At 60.8% G+C, this 15513-nt stretch carries 14 protein-coding genes; 3 read left to right on the top strand and 11 right to left on the bottom strand.

The window, feature by feature from the left end; genetic code table 11:
* Nucleotides 1-2: 2 nt before the first annotated feature.
* A complete protein-coding gene (locus tag MTAI_RS11490) occupies nucleotides 3-1547 on the bottom strand; it encodes a glutathione ABC transporter substrate-binding protein (protein ID WP_027886463.1) in 1545 nt (514 codons plus the stop codon).
* Nucleotides 1548-1771: 224 nt separating this feature from the next.
* Between MTAI_RS11490 and MTAI_RS11485 the strand changes: the two genes are divergently transcribed.
* Nucleotides 1772-2149 carry a YkvA family protein gene (locus tag MTAI_RS11485; protein WP_036196735.1) on the top strand — a complete coding sequence of 126 codons (378 nt, stop codon included), beginning with the start codon at nucleotides 1772-1774 and terminating at the stop codon, nucleotides 2147-2149.
* Here the strand turns inward: MTAI_RS11485 and MTAI_RS11480 are convergent.
* From MTAI_RS11480 to glnA, 8 genes are all read right to left on the bottom strand, one after another.
* Nucleotides 2146-2691, bottom strand: coding sequence for a GNAT family N-acetyltransferase (locus MTAI_RS11480; RefSeq protein ID WP_027886461.1), 546 nt, complete (start codon nucleotides 2689-2691; stop codon nucleotides 2146-2148). The genes MTAI_RS11485 and MTAI_RS11480 overlap by 4 nt on opposite strands.
* Before the next feature lie 5 nt (nucleotides 2692-2696).
* On the bottom strand, nucleotides 2697-3041 hold the full coding sequence (locus MTAI_RS11475; protein WP_027886460.1) for a cupin domain-containing protein: 345 nt from the start codon (nucleotides 3039-3041) through the stop codon (nucleotides 2697-2699).
* A gap of 17 nt (nucleotides 3042-3058) precedes the next feature.
* Entirely contained in the window at nucleotides 3059-3772 is a 714-nt protein-coding gene (locus MTAI_RS11470; protein ID WP_027886459.1) for an ABC transporter ATP-binding protein, read from the bottom strand.
* Complete coding sequence (locus MTAI_RS11465; RefSeq protein ID WP_027886458.1) at nucleotides 3759-4565, bottom strand: ABC transporter ATP-binding protein; 807 nt, start codon at nucleotides 4563-4565, stop codon at nucleotides 3759-3761. Before MTAI_RS11465 ends, MTAI_RS11470 begins: the two co-directional genes overlap by 14 nt.
* The gene (locus MTAI_RS11460) at nucleotides 4562-5995 is read right to left on the bottom strand and encodes a branched-chain amino acid ABC transporter permease (RefSeq protein WP_027886457.1); all 1434 of its coding nucleotides are present in this window, start codon (nucleotides 5993-5995) and stop codon (nucleotides 4562-4564) included. The genes MTAI_RS11465 and MTAI_RS11460 overlap by 4 nt, the downstream gene beginning before the upstream one ends.
* Nucleotides 5992-6972, bottom strand: a complete 981-nt coding sequence (locus MTAI_RS11455; RefSeq protein ID WP_027886456.1) for a branched-chain amino acid ABC transporter permease — start codon at nucleotides 6970-6972, stop codon at nucleotides 5992-5994. Before MTAI_RS11455 ends, MTAI_RS11460 begins: the two co-directional genes overlap by 4 nt.
* Before the next feature lie 443 nt (nucleotides 6973-7415).
* Nucleotides 7416-8576, bottom strand: coding sequence for a branched-chain amino acid ABC transporter substrate-binding protein (locus MTAI_RS11450; protein ID WP_027886455.1), 1161 nt, complete (start codon nucleotides 8574-8576; stop codon nucleotides 7416-7418).
* Nucleotides 8577-8960: 384 nt separating this feature from the next.
* The gene (gene glnA / locus MTAI_RS11445) at nucleotides 8961-10322 is read right to left on the bottom strand and encodes a type I glutamate--ammonia ligase (RefSeq protein ID WP_027886454.1); all 1362 of its coding nucleotides are present in this window, start codon (nucleotides 10320-10322) and stop codon (nucleotides 8961-8963) included.
* A 162-nt stretch (nucleotides 10323-10484) separates the two neighbouring features.
* Between glnA and MTAI_RS11440 the strand changes: the two genes are divergently transcribed.
* A complete protein-coding gene (locus MTAI_RS11440; protein WP_036196734.1) occupies nucleotides 10485-11234 on the top strand; it encodes a hypothetical protein in 750 nt (249 codons plus the stop codon).
* 40 nt (nucleotides 11235-11274) lie between these two features.
* Here the strand turns inward: MTAI_RS11440 and MTAI_RS11435 are convergent, their stop codons facing one another.
* Nucleotides 11275-12378 (bottom strand): PQQ-dependent sugar dehydrogenase, encoded by a 1104-nt coding sequence (locus MTAI_RS11435; RefSeq protein WP_027886452.1) that lies wholly within the window; start codon nucleotides 12376-12378, stop codon nucleotides 11275-11277.
* Between the two features lie 82 nt (nucleotides 12379-12460).
* A complete protein-coding gene (locus MTAI_RS11430) occupies nucleotides 12461-13618 on the bottom strand; it encodes a PQQ-dependent sugar dehydrogenase (protein WP_036196733.1) in 1158 nt (385 codons plus the stop codon).
* Between the two features lie 198 nt (nucleotides 13619-13816).
* Between MTAI_RS11430 and MTAI_RS11425 the strand changes: the two genes are divergently transcribed.
* Nucleotides 13817-15484, top strand: coding sequence for a bifunctional metallophosphatase/5'-nucleotidase (locus MTAI_RS11425; protein WP_027886450.1), 1668 nt, complete (start codon nucleotides 13817-13819; stop codon nucleotides 15482-15484).
* Nucleotides 15485-15513 lie beyond the last annotated feature (29 nt).

Genomic DNA, 15513 nt, shown 5'->3' with positions numbered 1-15513 from the left:
AACTAGCGCTCGCTTGCAGTCCGGAAGCTGGCCTGGGTAGCAATAAGGCGCTCAATGGGGTGTACGATAAAGCCCTGCACCTCGCGACGGATGGCTGTGACCTGCTGTTCAGAGTGCAGGAAGGCCCAGGGGGCATCGTTGTAGATGATCTGCATGGCTGTTCTGTAAAGCTGTTGCCGGGCCTGGGGGTTGGTGGCAACCCGGGCCTGCTCGAGGATGCGGTCAAGCCGGGGGTTGGAGTAGAAGCCCCGGTTAAAGCCATTGGGGGCGTGTTGCGAGGAGTGGAAGAGGCCAAACAGGCCGTAGTCGGCATCGCCCGTTACCGTGCCCCAGCCCAGCATGGCCATCTGGAACTCGTTGCGCTCGCGCGGCTGGTTGCTGGCGGCCAGGTAGGCGCCCCACTCGAGGGTCTGGATCTGGGCCTGTACCCCCACTGCCCGGAGCTGGCTCTGCACCGCTTCGGCTACCCGGATGTCTTGCAGGTAGCGTCCGTTGGGGCTGTGCAGGGTGAAGCGCAGGGGGTTTTGAGCGTTGTAACCGGCCTGGGCCAGCAGTTGCCGGGCCAGGTTGGGGTTGTACTCATAGCTGCCAATCTTGGTGTACCCAAAGATGCCGGGGCTGATGGGGGCATCGGAGGCCCGGCCAAAGCCGCCCAGCACAAACTTCACAATCTCTTCCTTGTTGATGGCGTGGTTGATGGCTTTGCGCACCCGCACATCGTCGAAGGGCTTTTTGGCTTGGTTGAAGTAGAAGAAGATGGTGCGCACGCTGGGGGTGGTGACCACCTCAATTTCCGGGCGGGCGCTCAGGCGCTGCACGTCCTGGGGCGGCACCCGCACGGCCACATGGGCCTGCCCGGTCTCGACCAGGGCCATCCGGGTGGTGGCCTCCGGTACAGCCAGGAAGCGCAGGCGCTCGATGGCCGGCTTTTTACCCCAGTACTCCTCGTTGCGCACCAGCTCCACAAACTGCCCTTTCTGCCAACGGTCGAACTTGTAGGGGCCGGTGCCTACTGGGTTGTCGCGGTAACCTGCGCCCAAACGCCGGATGGCGGCTGGGCTTTGGATCCCGGTGGAGCCGTGGGAGAGGTGCGCCAGCACTGGAGCGAAGGGCTCGGGCATGCGCAGGCGCAGGGTGTGGCTGTCCACTACCTCGAAGGCGCTCACCCGGCCGCGCAGCAGGAAGGCAAACGAGGAGGCCAGCTCGGGGGAGATCAGGCGCTCGAGGTTAAACTTCACCGCCTCGGCGTTGAAATCGGTGCCGTCGTGGAACTTGATGCCTTTGCGAAGGAACAGGGTCAGCGTTTTGCGGTCGCTGCTAAAGCTGTAGCGCTCGACCAGCAAGGGCACAATTTTGCCGTCGGGGGTGTACTCAAACAGGGTTTCCACCACATGACTCACCACTGTTCCGGAAGGCGAGTCGGTGGCCAGGGGGGCGTCCAGCGAGGTGGGGTCGGTGCCCTGGGCAATAATCAGGGTGCGGGGCTGGGCCAGAGCCCAGGATAGCAGGAGGGCTAGCCCCAGGGTGAGCCAAAACCGGATTCGCATGCTTATTCCTCCTTTGCAGTCGCTGCCTGCAACGTCAGCCCACAGGATTTAGCAGGGTTCCAAAGAAAGGGAACTGCTTGGGCATCCGATTGCAGGTGAACGCTGCTTGTAAGACGAGGTTAGCATAAGGAAAGAAGGGTGCTCAATCTTGCAGCTTGGGTTACATTTTTGAACCCAACTCATCCATCTGGTCGAGGAATTGCTACCATCTAGAGGAGGGGTTTATGGGAGAATTGCAGAAGCTCGAGGCCGTGCCCATCCAACCTACCGAGCGCTACAGCGAGGCCGCCTTCTGGCGCAAGCTGCGAAGGTTCGCTCGCATGGCGGGGCGCGAGGTGGTGGAAAAAGCCCTCTGGCTCTACTACACCCTGAAGCGCCCGGAGACCCCGGCCTGGGCCAAGCGCACCATCGTGGGCGCGCTGGTTTACTTTATCCTGCCCTTCGATCTGGTGGCCGACCTGGCCCCGCTGGTGGGCTTCACCGACGATTTGAGCGTTCTACTGGCGGCCATCGCTACGGTAGCCGCCTACATCACCCCTGCCATCAAGGAGCAGGCCCGGCGCAAGGCAGCTGAGTGGTTTGGCGAGCTGTCGCCCACCTAGCCATAAGCCCCGGGCCAGGGGCCGGGGGTTTGGTCGGGGATCTCCATCAGCCTGGTCTCGGTTTTGTAGAGCTGCATACCCCGGGCCTGGTAGTTGGCCAGGGCGGCTGGGCTATCCAGCGAGCAGGTGTGCACCCAGACCCTTTTCGCTCCCAGCCGCCAGGCTTCCTCGAGCGCACAGGTCAAGAGGTGGCCCCCCAGCCCCATCCCGCCAAACTGCGGCAGCAGGCCAAAATACACGATCTGCACCTGGTGGTCTGGCTGCACCTCGAGCTGAAAGTAACCCGCTGGCGTGCCTTTTAGAAGCAGCATCCAGGTGTGCAGGTGGGGGTTTTGCGCGTACTCGAGCCACTGCTTATACGTCCAGTCGGCCTTTTCGTACCAGTACCAGTTGCCGCCCACGCTGCGATACAGAAAATGCTGCAACTCGGCGCTGGGAATTTCGGCTTTGATAAGCAGCAACCCCTCCATCTCAACGCGCTTAGGGCGTAGCTCATGGGGGGCGCAGATCTCGAGGTAGTAGGTGGTGACCTCCTGCTGCATGGGGACTATTTTGGGGCCTCGAGGCGCTCGAGCAAATCCTGCCGCACTGGGTGAAAGGCGTCAAACACCACGCTGTCCTCGAGGAAGAGCACCTCGTGCTCCACGTTGGAGGGGACGTGCACTATATCGCCTGCACCGAGCTCGAGCCACTCCTCTCCAACCCGCATCCGCAGCCGCCCCGAGACCACCAGGGTGATCTGCTCGTGGGGGTGGGCGTGGGCGGCCAGGGGCCAGCCTGCTTTGCCCTCGGCCCGCATGAGCATCAGCTGCTCACCGGCAAAAGGGCGCAGCACCGCGCCGGGCACCTCGAGGCCCTTCAGGCTGGCGGACTGGGCATGCTTGGTTTTCATAACTCGCTCCTCCAAGGCTAGTGCCCACCCAGATAGGCTTCCTGGATTTCAGGCCGGGCCGCCAGCTCTTTAGCTGGGCCGCTCATGGTGAGCTGTCCGGTCTGCAAAACGTAGCCCCGGTGGGCAATCTGCAGGGCCAGGCGGGCGTTCTGCTCTACCAGCAGAATGGTTTTGCCCTGCTGATTGAGCTTCTGGATGATCTCGAAGATAAAATCCACCAGCACCGGGGCCAGGCCCATCGAGGGCTCGTCCATCAGCAGCAGCTTGGGGTCTTGCATCAGGGCGCGACCGATCGCCAGCATCTGCTGCTCGCCACCCGAAAGCGTGCCCCCCTTCTGGTTGCGGCGCTCGGCCAGGCGGGGGAAGAGGGTAAAGGCCTGCTCCTTGCGCTCCTGCAGCACCTTGGGGTCGCGGATCAGAAAGCCGCCCATCTCGAGGTTCTCCTCCACCGTCATGCGGGGGAAGATGCGCCGTCCTTCGGGCACGTGCCCAATGCCCAGCCCCACAATCTTGTCGGCAGGCAGTTTGTGGATGGGGTTGCCCTGGTACACCACCTCGCCCTTGCGGGGCTTGTTCATTCCGCTGATGGTGCGCAGGGTGGTGCTTTTGCCCGCGCCGTTGGCACCAATCAGGGTCACAATCTCACCCTCCTCCACCGTGAGCGAGACGCCCTTGAGCGCGTGGATGTGACCGTAGTAGGTGTGGATGTCCTTAACTTCAAGCAGAGGCATGGGCACCCCCTCCAGCCTGCCCTGCGGCGCCCCGGCCCAGATAGGCTTCGATTACCTTGGGGTTGTTGCGGATCTCGGCCGGCAGCCCCTCGGCAATCTTGGAGCCGTACTCGAGCACCGCAATCCGATCCGAGATGCTCATCACCATGGCCATGTCGTGCTCGATCAGCACGATGGTCAGGCCCAGGTCGTCGCGCAGCTTGCGTACGCGCATCTTGAGGTCTTCGGTCTCTTGCTCGTTCATACCAGCCGCTGGTTCGTCCAGAAAGAGCAGCTTGGGCTCCAAGGCCAGGGCCCGGGCAATCTCGAGGCGACGCTGCTCACCATACGAAAGCCCCGAGGCCAGCTCCTCGGCCCGCTTGTCCAGGTTCATATAGGCCAGCAGCTCCATGGCCCGCTCTTTCGCCTTCCGCTCCGAGGCGTGGAAACGCGGCGTATGCAGCAGCACGTCCAGGTAGCTCTGGTGTGTAAGGCTGTGGTGTCCCACCAACACGTTCTCCAGCACGGTCATGGCCTTGAACAGCCGGATGTTCTGAAAGGTGCGACCAATTCCGGTGCGAGCCACCCGATCGGGTGAGTAGCCGGTAATGTCTTTGCCAAAGAACAGCACCTTGCCGGTATCGGGCTTGTAAATTCCGGTCAGCAGGTTGAAAAAGGTGGTCTTGCCGGCCCCGTTGGGGCCAATCACCGAGAAGATTTCTCGAGGGCGTACCTGCAGGCTCACGTTGTTAACCGCCACCAAGCCGCCAAACTTTTTGGTGGCGTTTTGTACGTCCAGGGCCAGTTCGCTCATTTGCCACCGCCTTCCTTGGCTTCCTGACGGGCTTCCTGTAGCTCGGCCCGGTGTCTCTGCTCGGGTATAAGCCCCTCGGGCCTGAAGATCATCATCAGAATCAGAATCAAACCGAAGACCAGGCGCTCGTACTTGGCAGGGTTAAGCTGGGGTGGTAGGTTGGCCATGTTGTATCCCAGGATGGTCACCCCGGTCTGGCGCCAGGTGTTCAGGAGGTCGGAGAAGTCCTTGAGGATGCCGATGTTGAGCACTGTGACCGCTGCCGCACCCACCACCGCGCCACCGATGGAGCCCATGCCCCCCAGAATCACGAAAGCCAGGATATTAATCGAGGCTTGCAGGGTAAAGGACTCGGGGCTTACGAAGGTCTGCTTGGCGGCGAAAATTGCCCCCATCGCACCGGAGAAAGCTGCACCGGTGGCGAAAGCCAGCAGCTTGGTAGGCAGCAGTGGAATGCCCATGGCCTTGGCGGCAATTTCGTCCTCGCGGATGGCCACCCAGGCCCGTCCGAAGCGGGAGTTGGCCAGCCGGATGTTTACCAGCACCACAATGCCGATGACCAGCAGCACCAGCAGATAGAAGAAAAACGCATAGGCAATGGATTCGTCAATGGGCCGACCGTACAGGCGCTCGGCCCCAATGGCCCGCAGGAACTCGGCAAGCGGCCCTACCTCCGGTCGGTTGACCGGGGTGATGCCCTGGGGGCCATTGGTGATGTTGAGGGGCTTATCGAGGTTGTTGGCGAAAACCCGTACCACCTCACCCAGGCCCAGGGTTACGATGGCCAGGTAGTCGCCCCGCAAGCGCAGGGCCGGCAAGCCGATCAGCACCCCGGTAATGGCCGCCGTAATAACGGCCAGCGCCATAAACAGGTACAGGTAGTTGCCGGGCAGGCCCTCGGAGGGGTAACCGGGGATGAACTGGGCCGCCTGCGGTGAGCCGAAGATGCCCCAGGTGTAGGCCCCGATGGCGAAAAAGGCCGCAAACCCCAGGTCGAGTAGCCCGGCCTGTCCAACCACCACGTTAAGGCCCAGCGCCAGCGCGGCAAAAATCCCGATCTGGATGCCCAGTTCGAACAGGAACGAGTTGGTAAGCCCGGCGATGGGCACGGCAATAAACAGGATGGCTACGCCCAGGGCGATGCGTACCAACCGGCTCAAATTGGGGAGCAAAAAGGCTGCGACCAGCACGCCCAGCAGGCCGTAGAAGGCCAGCTTGTCGTCAGGATTGAGCCGCAGCAGCAGGGTCAGGGCCAAGGCCAGTGCGGCCAGCAAGCCCGAGCGCCAGGCGGTGGGCAGCCGGCCCAGGCTGACGAGCCCAACCGAGAGCAGCATGGCCAGGTTGGTCAGCCCATTTTCAGGTGCTAGAAAGGCCCCGAGCATGGAGAGGGCCGTGAAGGCCACGGTAAAAGGAAGCATGAATGGGCTCATACCTTTTCACTCACATTCTGACCAAAGATGCCTTGTGGTCTGAACAGCAACAGCAGCACCAGGGTTAGGAAAGCAAACACATCTTTGTATTCGGTGCCAAAGTTGCCGTTGGTTAGAAAGGGCAGGTAGGTGCCCGAAAGGGTCTCGAGCTGGCCCAGAATAAGCCCCCCGACCATAGCCCCCGGGATGTTGCCAATGCCACCCAGCACCGCCGAGGTAAAGGCTTTGAGCCCTGGCAGCACCCCGGAGTAGGGGGTTACGTTGGTATAGAGCAGGCCAAACAAAACCCCCGCCACCCCACCCAGCGAACCCCCGATCAAAAAGGTGCGCGAGATGATCACATCGGGGTTGATGCCCATCAGGGAGGCCGTCTGCATATCTTGGGAGACAGCCCGGATGGCCTTGCCCAGCTTGGTGCGGTTGACCAGGTAGGTGAGCCCGATGAGCATCAGGATGGAAACCACTATGATGATGATGCCCTTGACCTGGATGATGGTCTGGAAGGGCAGCTCAAAGGTCTGGTTCAAGGCGTCGTAGGTGCGGTACTGCATGTTGAACTCGTTGTGGCGCAGCGCGGCGTAGATACGGGTCAGGTCTTGCAACAAAAAAGAGACCCCAATGGCCGTGATCATGGGCACTAGAATGTTTTTGCTGCCTCGTTTGCGCAGGGGCCGGTAGGCGAAGCGCTCGACCAAAACAGCCATGATGCCCGAACCCACCGCGGCAAAAATCAGAGCCACCAAGAGCAGCAAGAACGGATTGGCGATCACCGGTGATTCGGGATTGCCCCAGAAGCGGAAGACCTCGAGGCCGATCACCGCCCCGATCATGAACACCTCGGAGTGGGCAAAATTAATCAGCCCCAACACCCCATACACCATGGTGTATCCCAGGGCCACCATGGCGTATACGAACCCCAAGAGCAGACCCTCGAGCAGGGTTTGCGGTAGGATGGCAAACAGATCTGCAACCGTCAAGTAAACCTCCCTAGTCTTTTATGATTATACGAACACACGCATAAAAACTCATACAAGCGTGCGTTCTTTTCCAGCTTTAGCCTGCCAGAGTATATAGGCTGCAAACCAACCTGACAACAGGTTGGCAGTGCTGAAATTTGGATAAAACTGACCATTGAGTCAGTTTTTTGATATTTCCGTACAAAGTTTGAACCGCCGGCTGGAGCATGGGGGTTTCTGTGTATCGTACCTGAAGGTTTTCCTGAAGCAACGTAAAGCTATAAGGGTTGGTTGTAATACCAGATTCGGTTGGTTCGGCACCGGACAACCTGACCGAAGTTGTCCGCATAGCGGAGGGCGAAGCCGCCCCTGAATGCTTTTTGTTTGAAGATTATCTTTTTGAATCCGGTATAAGCAACCAAAAAGCCCCCGCGTGAACGGGGGCCTTTGGCGGGTAAGCAACCTTACTGGCGAGCAGCCGGGGGTGCGAACTGAATCACCCGCAGCACTTCACCAGGGTACTTGGCCTCTTTCAGACCTACGACATAGTAGTCGGAAAGCTTACGGTCACCCTTGCTGTCAAACTCAATGCGACCGGTAAGGCCGTCCATCTTGACCGCACGCACCGCCCGGGCCACTTGCTCGCGGGTGGGTTTACGGCCGTTGTTGGCCTTGATGGCAGCTTCGATGGCGTTCAGAATCACGTTGGCGGCATCGAAAGCGTACACCGCGTAGGCCTCGGGGTCTTTGCCGAACTTGGCTTTGTAGCGCTGGGCGAAAGCGGCAGCCTTGGGCAGGGTGCTGATGGGGCCGGCGGTGGTGGTGTAGAGCACACCCTTGGAGGCTGCGCCGGCAATCTTGACCAGGTCGGAGGAGTCCAGACCGTCACCACCCATGAAGGTGGCTGTGATGCCGCGCTCCCGCATCTGCTTGACCAGCACGCCGCCCTTGTCGTAGATACCGCCGTAGTAGACCAGGTCGGGGCGCTGGGCGCGCATCTGGAGGATCAGGGGCTGGAAGTTGGAGGCTTCCTCGGTACCCACCAGGGCCACGATGTTGGCACCCAGTTCTTTGGCACGGGCTGCGAAGGCCTCGGCCAGGCCCTGGCCGTAGGGGGTCTTGTCGTGGATTACGAACAGGCGGTTGCGCTTGAGTACTTTCACAGCGTACTCGGCGCCCACCGGGCCCTGCACATCGTCGCGGCCGCAGATGCGGTTAACGCTCAGGTAGCCGCGGTCGGTCACCCGGGGGTTGGTGTTGGCCGGGGAGACCATCACCAGGTTGGTGTCTTTATAAATTTCCGAAGCTGGAATGGCCACACCTGAGTTCAGGTGACCTACGATTCCCAAAAGGTCGGGGTCGTTAACGATACGCCGGGCCACAGCCACACCCACATCGGGGTTGGCCTGATCGTCCTGGGGGGCGAACTGGAGCTGGAAGCCAAGCTGCTGGAAGCGGGCCTGGGCGTCCTCAATAGCCATCTGAGCGCCCTGCTGGATGGCGGTGCCTAGACCCGACTGGGGCCCGGACAGGGGCGAGACCGAAGCGATCTTGATCACATTGGACTGGGCCGAGGCTGCACCCAGAGCCAATGCGCCCAGTGCTAGAATTGCGAGCTTTTTCATGCCGATTCCTCCTAAAGAACAACAAGTTTAGCCTTAGCTGGCTGGCCTATTTTACCTAACCCATGCTGTGTTGTGTCAATCTAGGGGGATGTTCTGCTGACCAGCCAATATGAGCCTACACAACTCTGATAAAAATGCAAGATCGTCCTGGATAAAAATGCAAGATTCTCCCGGTGCTTTGTATGATTCTTGAATCAGGTCAGGATGCGTGTGGAATGGCATTGGCTGGTTGTAGTACTGGATTCAAAAAGATAATCATCTAAAGCAAAGACCTCCAGAGGCTATCTTTTTGAATCCTAGAGCACTCCCTTCGGTAAGACCGCCGCATACCACCGATGAAGCCTTTCATCTTACAAGCAATCCAGCAAAAACCTCCGTTTTGTGCTAGTACTCAGCCAAGTACTGGTCAAGCTCCCACTGGTGTACTGCGATTCGGTAAGAGTTCCATTCCACCTGTTTGGCGTGTAGGAAATCTTTATAAATTTGCTCACCCAGCGCAGCCCGTATAACCCGGTTCTTTTGCAGGGCCTCGAGGGCCTCGCGCAGGGTTCCGGGCATCTCGCTTACGCGGTACTTGCGCCGGTCGCGCACCGAAAGCTCGTATACGTCGCGCTCGATGGGCGGCGGGGGGGTCAGGTTGTTCTCGATACCCTCGAGGCCTGCCCCCAGGATTGCCGCCAGGGCCAGGTAGGGGTTGCAGGAGGGGTCGGGGAAACGAAACTCGGCCCGGGTGCCTACGCCGCGCCGCTTGGGCACCCGGATCATGGCGCTGCGGTGTGAGACCGACCAGGCCACGCTGGTAGGGGCCTCGTAGCCGGGGGTCAGGCGCTTGTAGGAGTTGACCAGCGGGTTGGTGATGGCGGCCATGCCCTCGGCGTGCTCGAAGAGGCCGGCGATAAATTGCAGGGCGGTTTTGGAAAGTTGGTGGGGCCAGGCCTCGAGCTTCCCCTTTGGCTCATAAAAGGCATTTTCGCCATTTTTGAAGAGCGAAAGGTGGAAATGCAACCCCGAGCCGTTGATGCCGGCGATGGGTTTGGGCATAAAGGTGGCGTGCAGCCCGTGGTTGATGGCGACGCGCTTGACCACAAACTTGAGGGTGGTCAGGTTGTCGGCGGCCTGCAGGGCATCGGTGTACTTGAGGTCGATCTCGTGCTGGCCGGGGGCCCCTTCGTGGTGGGCGGCCTCGAGCTGCAAACCCATCCGCACCAGCATGTCCACCATATCCCGGCGGGCCTCCTCGCCTTTGTCGGTGGGGGCCAGGTCGAAGTAGCCGGCCCGGTCGTAGGTATGGGTGGTGGGGCCGCCTTCTGGGCTGCGGTTGAACAAAAAGAACTCCACCTCGCTGCCCACATAGAGGTTGTCGAAGCCTTTTTTCTGAGCCCGCTCAATCTGCCGCTTGAGCGCCTGCCGGGGGTCGCCCTCAAAGGGTTTGCCATCGGGGTAGGCAATGTCGCAGATGAGGCGGGCCACGGCCCCTTTGGTGCTGGGCTCGAGGTCGCTCGGATAGACCACAAAGGTGTTGTAGTCCGGCTTTAGCAACATATCCGACTCCTCTACCTCCCGGCGGCCAAAGCCCTCGATGGAGGAGCCATCGAACATGATCTCGCCGTCCAGCGCCTTTTCGAACTGATTCACCGGTAGCTCGACGACCTTGTTAATGCCCAGGATATCGGTGAACTGTAAACGCAGGAAGCGCACCTGCTGTTCTTTGAGCTCTTGCAGTATGTCCTGCTTGGTTCGTGCCATGTATACAGCATACCGGTGGATCGGGGCTGGCGACGGGCCTTCTATGTGCGAATAGGACGGGCACTGATTCGATTAAGAAAATTTGTAATCCCTCTCAGGCATAGGGCGTGTGGAGCCCCTATCATTGGGCCGTTTGTGGCGTTCTTGCCATCAGGAGGCATCATGAAAAAAATCGTGCTGGCAGCAATGGCTTCGTTGGGTATAGGGGGAGCGGCTTTAGCCGATGGCTTTTCCATTACGGGCAACCTACAGTTTTTGCCCGAGGTTGGCCTGGTGGGTGGGCAGTTTACAACCCCTTACCGTAGCTACCGGGGTACCGCGCTTAACTACAGCTTCAACCTGTCGGATAACATCGTGGCGGGAGCCAGCCTGCGCCCGGGTTTTTTCGCCGGTCAGTTTGTGTTGGCCAGCCGGGCCGGGCTGGTGGGGGTTGCCAAGCTGAACGAGTCCAGTAGCGGCTATGTGGAAGGGGCCGTTCGCCTGGGTTCCAACCAGGTTCTTCTGCCTGGCCCGTTTAGCTTCGACTTTGATGCGGGTGCAGAAATTTTCATTACCCAGCGCATCGCCAATGCGGCGGCGCTGTATGGGGGGGCGGGCCTGGACGTCGCTTTGGTGGTTGTGCCGTCGCTTTCGCTCAATGCTGCGGCCAACGCCTATGCCGGTTTGAAGCTGGAACTCACGCGCGACCTCAATGCCTACCTGGAGGGGGGGCTACGCTATCCCTTTGGCCTTGGCCTGGGCTACGATGTGACCGCTTCGCTGTACTACACCGTTTTGCGTGGGCTGCGGCTGGGGATCTACGGGGGCTACGCCAACCCCAGTGGGGCTGCGGGTGCCTGGAAGCTGGGCATTGCAGGTGAGTGGACAGAAAAACCCGAGACCCTGGGCACACCTGGCAACTACCTGCCCTGAGCCTGGGTGAAACCAACCGGCCTCCCCTGCGGGAGGCTTTTTAGCGTTGGGTCATACGGTAGACAGTACCGCGGTGATCTACCACATATAGCTCGCCCTCGGCGTCTTCGCCAAAAGAACTGATGTTTAGATCGGTCTTAAGCACCTCCCGGCTCTGCCAGCCGCTGCCCTGGGGGGTGGCCGCCCAGATGCGACCGCTCACATAGTCGGCATAAAAGTAAGCCCCACGGAAGGCCGGCATGGCGTTGCCCCGGTAGCGGTAGCCCCCGGTGATGGAGCGGCCCTGCTCGTGGGTGTAGGTCAACACGGGCATTACCAGACCGTTGCGGTTGCAGTTTTGCGGGGGATTGAAACACCGATCCCCTTCCATAATGCGCCAGCCGTAGTTCTCGCCGCCTTTGCTGCTGGCCGGTTGAAAGTGTACCTCCTCCACAGCGTTCTGCCCGACATCTGCGACCCACAGATCGCCGGTCTGACGATCGAAGCTGAAGCGCCAGGGGTTGCGCCAACCATACGACCAGATCTCGCTGCGGCGCCCGGCCAGAACGGGGTTGTCAGCGGGGATGGCATAGGCCCGGTTGCCCTCGCTACGGTTCACATCTATGCGCAGGATCTTGCCCAGCAAGGTGTCGAGCCGCTGGCCGGCGTTGAGGGGGTCGCCGGCCGAGCCCCCGTCGCCCATGCCGATGTACAGCATGCCGTCCGGGCCAAAAGCGATCATGCCGCCGTTGTGGTTGGCATAGGGCTGCTCGATGGTGAGCAGGATCTGGGCGGAGCTTGTCTCGGCGCGGTTGCCGTTCGCGCGGTAGCGGGCAACTACGGTATCGCCGCTGCGGTTGGTGTAGTTGATAAAGAACAAATTGTTCTGGCGGAAGTTGGGATGGAAGGCCAGTCCCAAGAGACCCCGTTCACCGCAGCAAGAGACCAGGTTGCTTATATCCAGGAATGGCTCTGCGAGCAGCCGCCCGTTCTGCCAGATGCGGATGGTGCCGCCCTGCTCGAGGATAAAAAGCCGTCCGGTATCGTCCGGGGAATAGGTGAGGAACAGCGGGCGGCTGAGGTTGCTGGCGATTGGAACCAGGTTAATAGATTGCGCAGAAGCCAGGCCGAACCACAACAGGGTAAAGCAAACGATCTGTCGCATGAAGGCAGTGTAGCCAAGCTTTTTCTGAGGTCGGTGTGTGCAGGCTACAAGTTGACCCGCCGGGTTGGGTGCAGGGTCTGTTTTAGGGTCGATCTTCCAGTCGCCAGACCTGCCCTGCGGTTAGGCTTATGACATACAGTTCACCCTGCTCATCCTCGCCGAAGGAGGCCAGGGCGCTTCCAGCCGAGGCCAGCTCGGTTTTGCGCTCCCAGGCCCCATTGACCTGGCGCAGGCTCCAGAGGTGGCCCGAGCCAAAGTCGGTGAAGAAATAGCGGCCCTGCATCCGGGGAAAGCGCCGGCCTCGGTAGACGTAGCCCCCTATCACGGAGTAACCGTCGTTGCGTCCGTAGGTATGTACGGGTGGGGTTAGGTCACTGCTGTGGCAGCCGGGGGCGATGCTGTTGTCGTAGCAGTCGGTGCCTTCCATGATTTTCCAGCCGTAGTTAAGCCCTTTGCCACCGCCTAGGCCCCGGTTGACTTCTTCCTGGCTGTTCTGGCCCACATCGCCGATCCAGAGATCGCCGGTCTGTCTATCGAAGCTGGCCCGCCAAGGGTTGCGCAGGCCGTAGGCCCAGATTTCCGAAACCCGTCCGCCCAGGCGGGGGTTATCGGGGGGGATGCGATAGTTGCGCCCCTGCTCGCTGCCATTGATGTCGATGCGCAAGACTTTGCCCAGCAGGTGCCGATTCCCGCTCTGGGGCTCGAGGCGCTGGGCGTGGTTTTGCGGGTCACCACCTGAGCCCCCATCCCCCAGGGGAATGTAGAGCATGCCGTCGGGGCCAAAACCCAGCCAGCCGGCGTTGTGGTTATCGTAGGGCTGGTCTACGCTGAGGACGATCTGCTCGGAACCGGGGTCGGCCACCTTGCTGCTGCGGTTGGCTGTGTAGCGGGCAATGATGGTATCGCCAGCGGTGTTGGTGTAGTTGACGTAGAAGAAGCCGTTGTTGCGGTAGTTGGGGTGAAAAGCCAGGCCCAGCAAGCCCTGTTCGCCGCCTTTGGCGGTTTTTGCGGTGATGTCGAGGAAGGCTTGGGCACGCAGGGCCCCATTTTCGATGAGCCGAATGCGCCCGGCTTTTTCTACCACGTACAGGTTTCCACTGCCGTCGCCGGCATGGGTCAGATAGAGGGGCTGATCGAGGCCGGAGGGGACGAGCAGGCTGAGATAAAGGGAAGGTTCGCCTGTGGGAGCGTCCTGGCAAGCAGCCAGGGCCACCATTGAGCAAGCCAGTAAATAGCGCATATAGGTTTCCTCGAGCCGTCTAGGTTTATATGGCAGCCTAAGCCCTGGGGATGTGGTCTGTCTGAGGGCTGCTTGAAGCTGGGATTAAGCCCCTTTATACCCTGAGGCCAGGGGCTGGTATTTTAGATATGCCAGAGGCTGACTCGGTTTTGACCTGAAGCAGGTATAGAATGACCTGGCGATACAAGAGGAGGAAGCATGCGTCGTAGAGAAGTACTCAAAGCGGGTTTGCTGGGTGGAGCGGCACTGGCCGGGTTGACCCGGGCCCAGGGTGGCAGCTTCACCATGACCATCGTTCACATCAACGATACCCACGCCCACCTCGAGCCCACTGGCGGCCTTACCCTGGGGGGGCGGCGAGACCAGCGCCTGGGGGGTTTTGCCCGGGTGATCTCGCTGTTTGACCGCCTACGTGCGACCGCGACCAACCCTCTGTTTTTGCACGCGGGCGATGTGTTCCAGGGGACCCTCTACTTCAACCAGTACCAGGGGCTGGCCGACCGGCACTTCTTACACCGCATGGGTATCCGGGCCCTGGCCCCTGGCAACCACGAGTACAACCTGGGGCCGGATGGACTGGCCAACTTTTTGAACGGGGTGCGCTTCCCGGTGGTCTCGGCCAACACCGATGTCTCGCGGGAGCCCAAGCTGGCCGGGCGGATCAAGCCCTACGCGGTGGTGAGCGTGGGCGGGCAGCGGGTGGGGATTATCGGCCTGACCACCCCCGATACCCCCATCATGTCCAGCCCTGGCCCCAATGTCCGCTTTACCGATCCTGTTGCGGCCACCCAGCAGGCCGTGGTGGAACTGTTGGCTAAGGGCGTGAAATACATTGTGGTGCTTTCGCACCTGGGCTACCTGCAAGACCAAGAACTGGCCCGCCGGGTGACGGGCGTTCAGGTAATTGTGGGGGGTCACAGCCACACCCTGCTGGGGCAGACCCCCTTCCCGGAGCTGCGCCCTGGGGGGCCCTACCCCACCATCGTGAAAAACCCCGAAAACAAAGACGTACTGATCGTGCAGGCCTGGGAGTGGGCCAAGGTGGTGGGTCGCCTACAGGTCACCTTCGATGAGCGGGGTGAGCTGGTGGCTCACCAAGGCCAGGTGATTCCCCTAACCACCGACCTCCCTGAGGATCGCTTCGCCCTCGACGCCATTTCGGCTTACGGGCTGCCCATCGCAGCCTTGCGGGCCCAGGTGATTTCCAGGGCGGCTGTTACGCTCAACGGTGAGCGCAACGATGTGCGCCGCCGCGAGACCAACCTGGCCAACCTGATTGCCGATGCCATGCTCTGGAAAACCCGCCAGGCGGGCACTACCATCGCGCTGCAGAACGGTGGGGGCATCCGGGCGACCATTCCAGCGGGGAACATTACGGTGGGGCAGGTCAACGAGGTGCTGCCCTTCGGCAACACCCTGGTGGTGCTCGAGCTCAGGGGCAGCGAAGTTCTGGCCGCGCTAGAAAACGGCGCTTCCCAGTGGGAGCAGATCGCAGGCCGCTTCTTGTCGGGGGTGGCCGGCCTTCGCTACACCTTCGATCTCTCGCGTCCGGCAGGCAGCCGGGTAACCCAGGTTCAGGTGCAGACCCCTACGGGCTTCCAGCCACTCGACCCCAATGCCACCTACCGGGTTGTCACCAACAACTTTATCGCCGGTGGGGGCGACGGATTTACGGTTTTGCGGGATGCCAAAGGCTTGCGGGTGGACACCGGCTTTAGCGATGCCGAGGTGCTCATCGAGTACCTGCGCACCCAGCCTTCCTGGGAGCCGCGCCTGGAAAACCGCATCACCATCCTCAATGAACCCCGCAGCCAGCGCTGGGAGGGCCCCTTCTACACCGATCGCTTTCTGCGGGTGGGGGTCTAGTACCTAGATTCAAGGTTGGGGCGCTGGGG

This window comes from Meiothermus taiwanensis WR-220 (assembly GCF_003568585.1).
GTDB lineage: Bacteria > Deinococcota > Deinococci > Deinococcales > Thermaceae > Meiothermus > Meiothermus taiwanensis.
The sequence above is the reverse complement of the archived record's forward strand: the minus strand, read 5'-3'. Positions and strand labels throughout refer to the sequence as shown.

Bases quoted from the DNA above. Each gene is read 5' to 3' on its own strand.
- MTAI_RS11450 (WP_027886455.1), bottom strand. From the start codon at position 8,576: ATGAAAAAGCTCGCAATTCTAGCACTGGGCGCATTGGCTCTGGGTGCA.
- glnA (WP_027886454.1), bottom strand. From the start codon at position 10,322: ATGGCACGAACCAAGCAGGACATACTGCAAGAGCTCAAAGAACAGCAG.
- MTAI_RS11470 (WP_027886459.1), bottom strand. From the start codon at position 3,772: ATGCCTCTGCTTGAAGTTAAGGACATCCACACCTACTACGGTCACATC.
- MTAI_RS11425 (WP_027886450.1), top strand. From the start codon at position 13,817: ATGCGTCGTAGAGAAGTACTCAAAGCGGGTTTGCTGGGTGGAGCGGCA.
- MTAI_RS11490 (WP_027886463.1), bottom strand. From the start codon at position 1,547: ATGCGAATCCGGTTTTGGCTCACCCTGGGGCTAGCCCTCCTGCTATCC.
- MTAI_RS11485 (WP_036196735.1), top strand. From the start codon at position 1,772: ATGGGAGAATTGCAGAAGCTCGAGGCCGTGCCCATCCAACCTACCGAG.
- MTAI_RS11435 (WP_027886452.1), bottom strand. From the start codon at position 12,378: ATGCGACAGATCGTTTGCTTTACCCTGTTGTGGTTCGGCCTGGCTTCT.
- MTAI_RS11475 (WP_027886460.1), bottom strand. From the start codon at position 3,041: ATGAAAACCAAGCATGCCCAGTCCGCCAGCCTGAAGGGCCTCGAGGTG.
- MTAI_RS11465 (WP_027886458.1), bottom strand. From the start codon at position 4,565: ATGAGCGAACTGGCCCTGGACGTACAAAACGCCACCAAAAAGTTTGGC.
- MTAI_RS11460 (WP_027886457.1), bottom strand. From the start codon at position 5,995: ATGAGCCCATTCATGCTTCCTTTTACCGTGGCCTTCACGGCCCTCTCC.
- MTAI_RS11440 (WP_036196734.1), top strand. From the start codon at position 10,485: ATGAAAAAAATCGTGCTGGCAGCAATGGCTTCGTTGGGTATAGGGGGA.
- MTAI_RS11430 (WP_036196733.1), bottom strand. From the start codon at position 13,618: ATGCGCTATTTACTGGCTTGCTCAATGGTGGCCCTGGCTGCTTGCCAG.
- MTAI_RS11480 (WP_027886461.1), bottom strand. From the start codon at position 2,691: ATGCAGCAGGAGGTCACCACCTACTACCTCGAGATCTGCGCCCCCCAT.